The organism is Actinokineospora sp. (genome assembly GCF_050699995.1).
GTDB lineage: Bacteria > Actinomycetota > Actinomycetes > Mycobacteriales > Pseudonocardiaceae > Actinokineospora.
On sequence record NZ_JBOHGC010000628.1, the window covers coordinates 1 to 7,697 of the forward strand.

7 protein-coding genes are annotated in these 7,697 nt (G+C 69.8%); 5 read left to right on the plus strand and 2 right to left on the minus strand.

All coding sequences use genetic code 11. From position 1 onward, the window contains the following. Window positions 1-47: 47 nt before the first annotated feature. Window positions 48-1,199, minus strand: a complete 1,152-nt coding sequence (locus ACRDSQ_RS30260; RefSeq protein WP_431425794.1) for an acyl-CoA dehydrogenase family protein — start codon at window positions 1,197-1,199, stop codon at window positions 48-50. A 113-nt stretch (window positions 1,200-1,312) separates the two neighbouring features. Here ACRDSQ_RS30260 and ACRDSQ_RS30265 point away from each other — a divergent pair, with 113 nt between their 5' ends. After that, a complete protein-coding gene (locus tag ACRDSQ_RS30265) occupies window positions 1,313-1,930 on the plus strand; it encodes a TetR/AcrR family transcriptional regulator (protein WP_431425796.1) in 618 nt (205 codons plus the stop codon). Window positions 1,931-2,091: 161 nt separating this feature from the next. After that, window positions 2,092-3,246, plus strand: a complete 1,155-nt coding sequence (locus ACRDSQ_RS30270; RefSeq protein WP_431425798.1) for a sialidase family protein — start codon at window positions 2,092-2,094, stop codon at window positions 3,244-3,246. Between the two features lie 185 nt (window positions 3,247-3,431). On the opposite strand, the gene ACRDSQ_RS30275 is transcribed toward ACRDSQ_RS30270, so the two are convergent. Continuing rightward, window positions 3,432-3,902, minus strand: a complete 471-nt coding sequence (locus ACRDSQ_RS30275; protein WP_431425800.1) for an NUDIX domain-containing protein — start codon at window positions 3,900-3,902, stop codon at window positions 3,432-3,434. Between the two features lie 209 nt (window positions 3,903-4,111). Here ACRDSQ_RS30275 and ACRDSQ_RS30280 point away from each other — a divergent pair, with 209 nt between their 5' ends. The 3 genes from ACRDSQ_RS30280 to ACRDSQ_RS30290 all read left to right on the plus strand — a co-directional run. Further along, complete coding sequence (locus ACRDSQ_RS30280; protein WP_431425801.1) at window positions 4,112-6,376, plus strand: histidine kinase; 2,265 nt, start codon at window positions 4,112-4,114, stop codon at window positions 6,374-6,376. Then, window positions 6,373-7,029, plus strand: coding sequence for a response regulator (locus ACRDSQ_RS30285; protein ID WP_431425803.1), 657 nt, complete (start codon window positions 6,373-6,375; stop codon window positions 7,027-7,029). The genes ACRDSQ_RS30280 and ACRDSQ_RS30285 overlap by 4 nt, the downstream gene beginning before the upstream one ends. Before the next feature lie 103 nt (window positions 7,030-7,132). After that, window positions 7,133-7,697 (plus strand): LuxR C-terminal-related transcriptional regulator (locus ACRDSQ_RS30290; protein WP_431425804.1); only part of this gene is annotated, 565 nt, incomplete at its 3' end.

Here is a 7,697-nt window from a genome sequence, read left to right on the forward strand (position 1 = left end):
GATCGAGGTAGCGATAGCGACCCGAATCGCTCAAGATTCGTGAAGAATCAGAGCCCCATCGTGCGCCCGATGATCTCCTTCATCACCTCGGTCGTGCCGCCGTAGATCGTCTGGATCCGGGTGTCGAGGTACGCCTTCGAGATCGGGTACTCGCTCATGTAGCCGTAGCCGCCGTGCAGTTGCAGACACTGGTCGACGACCCGCTTCTGCAACTCGGTCGTCCACCACTTCGCCATGGCGGCATCGGAGACCGACAGGGTGCCGGCCGCGAGCTCCTCGATGCAGCGGTCGACGTAGACGCGGGCGATCTGGGCCTCGGTCGCCATCTCGGCGATCGCGAACCGGGAGTTCTGGAACGAGCCGACCGGCCGGCCGAAGGCGGTCCGCGACTTCACGTACTCCGTCGTCAGGTCCAGCACCCGCTCGCACGCGGCCGCGGCGACGACCGCGATCGCGAGACGCTCCTGCGGCAGCCGCTCCATCAGGTAGACGAAGCCCTGGCCCTCTTCGCCGAGCAGATTCGACGCGGGCAGGCGCACGTCGTCGAAGAACAGCTCGGCGGTGTCCTGGGCCTTGAGGCCCACCTTGTCGAGCACGCGGCCGCGGCGGAACCCGGGCTGGTCGGCCTCGACGATGATCAGCGAGGTGCCCTCGGCGCCCTTGGTCGGGTCGGTCTTGGCGACGACGATGATGACGTCGGCCTGGCCGCCGTTGGTGATGAACGTCTTCGCGCCGTTGACGACGTACTCGTCGCCGTCGCGCACGGCCTTGGTCTTGATGTTCTGCAGGTCCGAGCCGGTGCCCGGCTCGGTCATCGCGATGGCGCCGACCCACTCGCCGGAGGCCATCTTCGGCAGCCAGGCGTGCTTCTGCTCCTCGGTGCCGTACGCGAGGATGTAGTGCGCCACGATCCCGTTGTGCAGCAGGACGCCCCACCCGCTGTCGCCGGCCCGCGCCTGCTCCTCGACGAGCACGGTCTCGTGGGCGAACGTGCCGCCACCGCCGCCGTACTCCTCGGGGATGGACAGGCACAGCAGGCCCACCTCGCCCGCCTTGGTCCAGAGTTCGCGGTCGACCTGCTTGTTCTCCATCCAGCGTTCGACGTTGGGCGTCAGTTCCTTCTCGCAGAACGTGCGAGCGAGGTCGCGGAAGGCGTCCAGGTCTTCGTCCATCCACGGCGAGCGCTGCGTGGGAGCCATGGCTCCGACCTCCAGGGTAAGAGAAACAATCCAGCTTGCATGTAAGTTACGATCTGAAGGTACATGCACATTCGACTGCCCGTAAAGTGCCTCCGACCGCCCGAGGAGGAGATGTGGTGTCGACCACACGCACCCACCGCACGCAGCAGGAACGCCGCGAGCAGACCCGCGAGGCCCTGCTGGACGCGACGATCACCTGCCTGGTGGAACTGGGGTATGCCCGGACCACGGTGCAGGAGATCTGCGCGCGGGCCGGGGTGTCCAGAGGGGCGCAGCAACACCACTTCACCACCAAGGCCGAGCTGATGACGGCGGCGTTGGAGCACCTGTTCGACCGGTTGATCGCCGAGGTCGTGGCGGGCGCGGCCGGGCTGGCGCCGGGACGCGAACGGCTGATCAAGGGCATCGACATGCTGTGGGCGGCATACTCGGGCACGCTCTCGACCGCGGCGGTGGAACTGTGGGTCGCCGCGCGGACGGACCCTGAACTGCGCGATGCCCTCCTACCGGTCGACCGGGCGCTGGGTCACGCGACGCTCCAAGCCCTGCGAGCGGCAGCGGAAAGCGAGTCGCCGGAATCCGCCGGACAGGCGGAGACGATGCTGCTGCTGACCATCAACCTGGTTCGCGGGTTGGCGCTGGACGCGATGATCGGCGGCGATCCGGGGCGGCGGGCCCGGTTGTTGGAGGAGTGGAAAGCCGCTGCCCTGCAGCGGTATTTGGGCGAATAGCCGCCGCGCGTCTTTTTCGGCGCGGCTGACCGCGGGCGGCAAAGCAAGATCATGCGTCCCCCGCCACCGTTGTCCACCCGAAGGTGTTCCAACGTTTGCGCGCGAGTCGATCTCCCAGCACGCTCGGTCGAAATGCCGTATGACCAGGTCGGGAGTGATCAATGCTGATCCGGACGCTCGGCACCTTCGTCGCGGTGATCCTTCTCGCCTTCGCCGTCCCGGCTGAGGCCGCTCCCCCTCGCCAGTTGCTCGAGGACGTCGGCAGCAGCTACCCGCGGGTGATCCGGCTCGAACACGGGCCCGGCGCCGGGCGGATCATCACGAGCATCGGCAGCATGATCGACGGCAAGAGCGTGGGCCTCATCCACGAGAGCACCGATCGCGGCCGGAGTTTCCACCGGGTGGCGGTGATCTCCGACCCGGACCTGGCGACTTCCCGCGGCATGTGTTGCGCGACCCTCTACGAACTTCCGCGTCAGGTCGGCGACATGCCCGCCGGGACCCTGTTGTGGGCGACGACCGCGGGACTGGACGCCGGACCGGACCGCCGGGTGCGTCAGCGGGTGTGGCGCAGCGCCGACATCGGCCGCACGTGGACGTTCCTGTCCGACATCGCCATCGCGCCGAACGCGCAGCCAGGGCGGGAGCCGGAGTTGTCCGTCGCCGCCGACGGCTCGCTGGTCGCCTTCTACTCCGACGAGTCGGACACCGCCCACCACGACCAGAAGCTGGTGCGGGTGCGGTCGACCGACGGCAAGACCTGGGGCGAGCCGGTCGACACCGTGAAGCACCAGCGGCACGGGGTTCGGCCGGGGATGATCGGGGTGCGGGCGCTGCCGGGCGGCACCTACTTCATGGTCTACGAGGTCTGCAACATCGACTTGCTCCGCAACTGCGGCATCTACTTCCGCACCTCGACCGACGGCTGGGACTGGGGTGACCCGATCGACCTGGGCACCCAGGTCATCACCGAGGCGGGCCGGTACCCCCGACACACCCCGACCGTCGCGTGGAGTCCCAACACCGGGTCCGATGGGGCGATCCTGCTGATCAGCGAGATGCTCGTCGAGGCCGACGGCAGCCTGGCCCCGGGCAACGGCGCGACGATCCTGGTCAACGACCCGGAAGCGGACGACCCGTGGGAGGAGTTCCCCGCGCCGATCCAGGTCACCGGTGTGAACAACGAGGGCTGCCGCAATTTCAGCCCGAGTCTGCTGCCGAGCCGCGACGGCCGTACCGTGCTGGAACTGGCCACCGACCTCGACAACGGCGTGTGCAAGACGTTCGTGGCCACGGGGCCGATCCCGATCGACTGAGAGCCGTTCCGACCCGGCCCTCGCTCGGGTCGGAACGGTCTTCACGTGCGCCCCCAGGGGCCTCACGACCTTGGTAGCAACGGCCGACCCGGCCCTCGCTCGGGTCGGCCGCTGCTCACATAAGGAAGAGGGCCGCCGAGTGAAATAATGACGTTCGCTTTTGCGAACACTTTGTCAGAAGGTGCTTAATCCGCACGTTGCCACAGGTCATCGGCGTTGTAGTGGTCCGCGATCTCGCCCGCGCTGATGCGGTCCGCCTCCCGCCAGGGGCCGACGGCGTCGAGGTCGTCGATGGGGACCCAGCGCGTGTCGTCGTAGACGGCGAAGTTGGGGCGCGGGTCGCCCAGATCCAGGTCGAGGGTCGACTCGCTGGGCAGCTGACACCGCCAGACGCGCAGCAGGGCCGAGTCGTAGTCGAGGTCGTCGGTAGGCCACGCGGTGAGGGCGCGGTCGCTGAGGATCCGGTCGACGCAGCGCAGCGAGATACCGAACTCGGTGGTGAACCGGCGCTGCAGCGCGCTCGACTCGTCCTCCCCCGGCGCGACCTCCGCGCCGGGCAACTCCCAGTACCCCGCGACGGACCCCGGCGAGCAGCGGCGGGCGACGAACAACCGGAACTCACGCACGATCGCCACGCCCACCACGACGGCATCCATCCCACGAGTGCACCTGTCGCCCGCGGCCGGGTCGAGCGGTGCCCAGGTAGTCCGCCGGGCACGATGTCCTGCCCGAAAGTGCTGGTCTGTCAAGGATTGACACGGACCGGAGTCAATCCCACCCCCAGCTAGACCATCCAGGTGACTGCCATGCCGGCGACCAGGCGACATGCCTGTGTTTGCCCCCACTGCTGCGAGATGATCCGAAGGTGTCCGGTGGCTCGGCGGGAGCGCGGCGGATCTCAGCCGCGTACCTCTTGCTCACGCTCGCACTCCTCGGGGTAGCCGGGTGGTGCCTGCTGGCCCGCGCGCTCGCGCCCAGCGACGGGGCGAGGGTGAACGCGGGCGACTCCGCTGTCGTCGTCGAGGCGGGCGCGGTGCTGGTCACCGCCGCCGAGCCTGGTTCCGCGCTGCGGGTGGGCGACCAGATCCTCGCCATCGACCACGTCCTGCTCACCGGGCAGACCCCCGACGGCGCCGCGGTCCTGCCGGGCGACTCGCTGACCTACCAACTCGTGCGCGGCGGCGAGGTCATCGAGGTCGACGTCCACACCGGCCCGTTCCCGCTGTTCCAGAGCCTGCTCGACGGCTGGCCGACCGTGCTGGTGGTCGCCATTCTCGCCGTCATCTCGCTGACCATCTACCTGGTGCGTCCGGGCGAGGCCGCGGCGCGCGCGGCGCTCGTGGCCGCGGGCCTGGCCGCGGTGACCACGGCGGGCGCGACGTTCTTTCCGTTGCAGGCCTTGGATCTCGTGGCGGGTGACCAGTTCTGGCGGTGGTTCATCGGCGAGGCGGCGTTCGTCCTGCTGTGGTCGGCGATGCTGCACTTCGCGCTGGCGTTCCCCGCGGTCACCGCGAAACGGTTCCGCCTCTGGGTGACGTTGGGCTACACGGCCGGTCCGCTTCTTTACGGCGCCGCGTGCGCGGTCACGATGGCCGCGACCGACTCCGGTCTCGCCCGCCTGGCCGTCCTCGGCTCACCCGCGCTGCCCGCGCTCTTCGTCTTCCCGCTGCTGATCTTCGCGGTGCTCGCCCGGCAGTACCTGCGGTCGGCGGACCGGACCTCGCGGCGCAGGCTGCGCTGGCTCGCGGCGGCGCTGGGTTTCGGCGCGGTCTGCTACCTGGCGGTGTGGGCGCTGCCGATCCTCGTCACCGGGAGCCCGCTGCTTCCGGAGCGGTTCCACACGCTGGCTTTCCTGCCGGTGCCGATCGCGGTCGCGCTGGCCGTGCTGCGACACCGCGCGCTCGACATCGAGGTCGTGCTGAGCCGGTCGCTGGTCTACGGCGCGCTCAGCGCCGGGGTCATCGGCATCTATGTCGCGGTGGTCGCGGGTCTGTCGCTGCTCTTCCCGCCGCTGACCCAGGCCTGGCAGCAGGGGTTGGCGGCCGCGACGGTGGCGGTGCTCATCCAGCCGCTGCGCACCGGGCTGCAAGGTCTGGTCAACAAACGGCTCTTCGGCTACACCGACGATCCCTATCGGGTCGTGTCGCGGCTGGCGTCGCGGCTGGCCGACACGCACACGCCGGGCGCCGCGCTGCCGCGGATCGTCGAGTCGCTGGCGATGGCGCTGCGGCTGCCCTACGTGGCGATCGAGATCCAGGACAAGGGGCGCACCGACGTCGCCGCGGTGACGGGCACGCCATCGGCCGACCGGCACGAGCTGACCCTGACCTACCAAGGCGAGCGCGTCGGCACGCTGGTCATCGGCGGCCGGTCCGTGCTGCGCTCACGCGACCGGATCGCGCTGGCCGACGTCGCCCGGCACGCGGGCACCGCCGTGTACACCGCCCGGCTGACCCAGGATCTGCGGCGCAGCCGCGACCGCCTGGTCCAGGCCCGCGAGGAGGAACGGCGCCGCATCCTGCACGAGTTGCACGACGGCGTGGGCCCCACACTCGCGGCAATCGCCCTGGGGCTCGACGCGAGCCGCCGCGGCGTCGACCCGGACTCGGCGGCGGGTGTGCTGCTCGGCCGGATGCGCGACGAGCTGCAGGACGCGATCGCCGAGATCCGCAGGCTCGCGGCCGGGCTGCGGCCGCCGGTGCTCGACCAGATCGGGCTGGTGCCCGCGCTGCGCGAGTACGCGGGCACACTCGCCAGCCGCACGGCGAAACTCGACGGGACCGACGAGGGCGTCACGATCATGCTCGAAGTGCCGACAGTCATGCCAAGGCTGCCTTCGTCAATCGACGTCGCGGCGTACCGCATCGTCTGCGAGGCGCTGACGAACGTCACCCGACACGCGTACGCCCGGTCGTGCGCGGTGCGGCTGTGGGTCGACGATGATCTCCACATCGAGGTCGTCGACGACGGGATCGGCCTGCCCGGACACACCTTCGGCGGTGTGGGGCTGGCATCGATGCGCGAGCGCGCGGCCGAACTGGGCGGCGACTGCCTTGTCGCCGCCGAAGCCGAGGGCGGGACGCGCGTGCTGGCGACGCTGCCACTGCCGAAGGAGGTCGCCACCGCATGAGTGACGCGCGCCCGAGGGTGCTGGTCGTCGACGATCATCCGCTGTTCCGGTTCGGGCTGTGCGCGGTGCTGGCCGCCGAGCCGAGCGTCGAGTTGGTCGGCGAGGCCGCCACCGGCGCCGAGGCGATCGCCACCGCGCGCGAGCTGACCCCCGACGTCGTCGTCATGGACGTCCACCTGCCCGACATGACCGGGATCGACGCGGCGCGCGCCATCGTCGGCGAGCGGGTCGACACCGGTGTGCTGGTGCTGACCATGTTCAACGACAGCGAATCCGTGTTCGCCGCGATGCGCGCGGGGGCCCGCGGCTACCTGCTCAAGGGGTCCGGTCAGGACGAGATCGTGCGCGCGGTGCACGCCGTCGGCCGGGGTGAGGCGATCTTCGGACCGGACATCGCGACCCGGGTCCTCGGCTTCTTCAACGCGGGCCCCGAACTCGCCGGCCCGGTGTTCCCGGAGCTGACCGCGCGCGAGCGGGAGGTGCTGGCGCTGATCGCCAACGGGGTCAGCAACCCGGGCATCGCGAGCAAGCTGTCGCTGAGCCCGAAGACCGTGCGCAACCACGTGTCGAGCATCTTCACCAAGTTGCACGTCGCCGACCGCGCGCAGGCCATCGTCCGCGCGCGCAAAGCGGGTCTCGGGGATGGTGAATAACGCCCTGTCGGGCAACTTCGGGACACCGGTCCCATGCGCTCGGGACGCCCGTTCGGGCACCGTGGACAGTCCGGGAGTGCTCTGAGGCGAAGGTGGGGTTGCCATGTTGGACCAAAGTCGGACGCCGGTCATCGTGCGGGCCACGGATCCGATTCTGCAGAACGGTGTCCACATGGCGTTGCGGACCCGACCCGAAGTCTGGCTGGTCGACGAGGACGACGCCTCACCGGAAACGGTCGCCCTGGTGGTGACCGACCGGTTCGACGACCGGGCCAACCACCTGCTCAAGACGTTGCAGGTCAGGGGTTTCGCCCGGGTCGTGCTGGTCGCGGGGGAACTCGAGGACAGCGAGATCCTCACCGCCGTGGAGGGCGGGGTGTGTGCCGTCGCGCGAAGAGTCGACACCACCCCGGACGTGCTGGTGCGCCTGGTGAAGGCGGCGTCCGCGGGTGAGGGCGCGCTGCCGCCGGACCTGCTGGGGCGGCTGCTGAACCGGGTGTCCCGGTTGCAGCGCCACGTGTTGGAGCCCCGCGGTCTACACCTGGCCGGAATCACCAACCGGGAGACCGAAGTCCTCCGCCTGGTCGCCTCCGGTCTGTCCACAAAGGAGATCGCAGACAAGCTGTGCTACTCGCAGCGGACGGTCAAGTCGATCCTGCACGACGTGA